This is a genomic window from Sphingopyxis sp. KK2 (assembly GCF_001990265.1).
Classification (GTDB): Bacteria; Pseudomonadota; Alphaproteobacteria; order Sphingomonadales; family Sphingomonadaceae; genus Sphingopyxis.
Map to the genome: position 1 here is coordinate 1 of NZ_LYVN01000281.1, position 1,670 is coordinate 1,670.

1 protein-coding gene is annotated in these 1,670 nt (G+C 67.4%); it reads right to left on the reverse strand.

Annotated features, from left to right (window positions below; genetic code table 11):
• Positions 1-173 precede the first annotated feature (173 nt).
• Positions 174-1,670 (reverse strand): TonB-dependent receptor (locus B1A78_RS21760; RefSeq protein ID WP_144037963.1); only part of this gene is annotated, 1,497 nt, incomplete at its 5' end.

The following is a 1,670-nucleotide window of genomic DNA, read 5'->3' on the forward strand; positions in this document are numbered from 1 at the left end:
GAGCGCGCGGCGGCGGCCAAGGCGCAGCCGTTCGAGCGCGGCCATGTCTTCGGCGAAACCGCCGTCTTCATGATGGTCGGGCGCGGGGGCAGGGCGGGGCATGGGCAGTCTTTCGGCTATGGTCGTTGCCGCAGCGCTAATGCCCCCACCTTGCCCTCATATTGCGCTATGTTTCATTCGCCGCCGAACTTCGTCGTCAGCTGGATGCCGATGACGCGCGGTTCGCCGGCGTAGAGGCTGTTGAACCCGAGGCTGTTGTCGAACTGCACCGCCGACACCGCATAGCGCTTGCCCGTCAGGTTGGTCGCGAAGATCGCGACCTCGCTGTTCAGGCTCTCGATATCGAGCGACGCGCGCGCGCCGGGCAGGCCGTAGGCGGGCTGGTTGAGGCTGTCGCGATAGATCGCCGAGCCGACGAGCTGCGTCTTGCTGCGCCAGGTCCAGTCGACGGCGAGCCGCAGCTGGCCGATAGCGAGCGGGGCCGCGTAGGTGGCGCCGAGGCGATAGCTGTATTTGGGGAATTGGAAGGGCTCGTTCGAGCGGTCGCCGGTGACGTCGGTGAAGTCGAGATATTTCGCGTCGTTGACCCCGACGCTGCCCGACAGCGTCAGCCCGTCGAGCGGGATTGCGGTAACTTCGAGCTCGCCGCCGCGGATGCGCGCGCGCGCCGCGTTGGTGACGAGGCTGACGATCGCGCCGCCGGGCGAGGCCTGGACGATCGTGCGCTGGATGTCGCTGTAATTGGCCTGGAAGATCGCGGCATTGATGCGCAACCGGCGATCGAGCAGGTCGGCCTTGGTCCCGACCTCGTAATCGGTCACGGTTTCGGGGGCAAAGGCGGCGAAGCTGTCGGCACTGCCGGTGCCGCGCAGATTCTGCCCGCCGCCCTTGAAGCTGCGCGCGGTGCGGGCGTAGAAAAGCAGCCCCGGTCGCGCGGTCCAGTCGACGCTGGCGAGATAGGAGTAGTCCGAGAAGCCGTCCTTGAAGCGCGCCTGGCAGGTGCCGCCGAGCCGCAGCGCGACCGGGATGTTGCACACCGCGCCGCCCGGCGTCGAGCGGTTGAACGAGCGCAGTTCCTTGCTCTCCTCGGTCCAGCGCAGCCCGCCGGTGAAGCGCAGGCTGTCGGTGAGGTCGTAATTGAACTGGCCGAACACCGCCCAGCTGCTGTTCCTGACCAGTCCGTCGGTGAAATTGGGGTTCGCGGGGTTGATCGTGCCGAGCGCGGTGGCGCGCGAGGTGTCGCGGCCGGTTTCCTCGTTGAAATAGGCGCCGACGATCCAGTCGAGCTGCTCGCCGAATTTGCCCGAAAACTGGAATTCCTGGCTGAGGTTCTTCGCGCGGCTGGCAAGGCTCGCCTCCAGCAACGGGAAGGGCGAGGCGTCGAGGTCGACGTCGAGCCAGCGCTTGAGCCAGCGCGCGCCCGAGATCGAGCGGAAGGACAAATCTGGCGTCAGCTCGACCGCCAGGTTCGAGCTGACGCCATAGGTTCGGGCGTAAACGCCCTGGAGGCCCGTTGCGTCATTGTCGTAGAAACCGCGCCGGTCGACGAGGCCTGCGAACAGCACCTGCGCCTGCGCGAGCGCGGCACCGATCGCGGGGCCGTTGGCGACCGGATCGGCGAGCAGCGCGGGGTTGAGGATGCCCTGGCTGATCGCGATGTCGATCAGCGC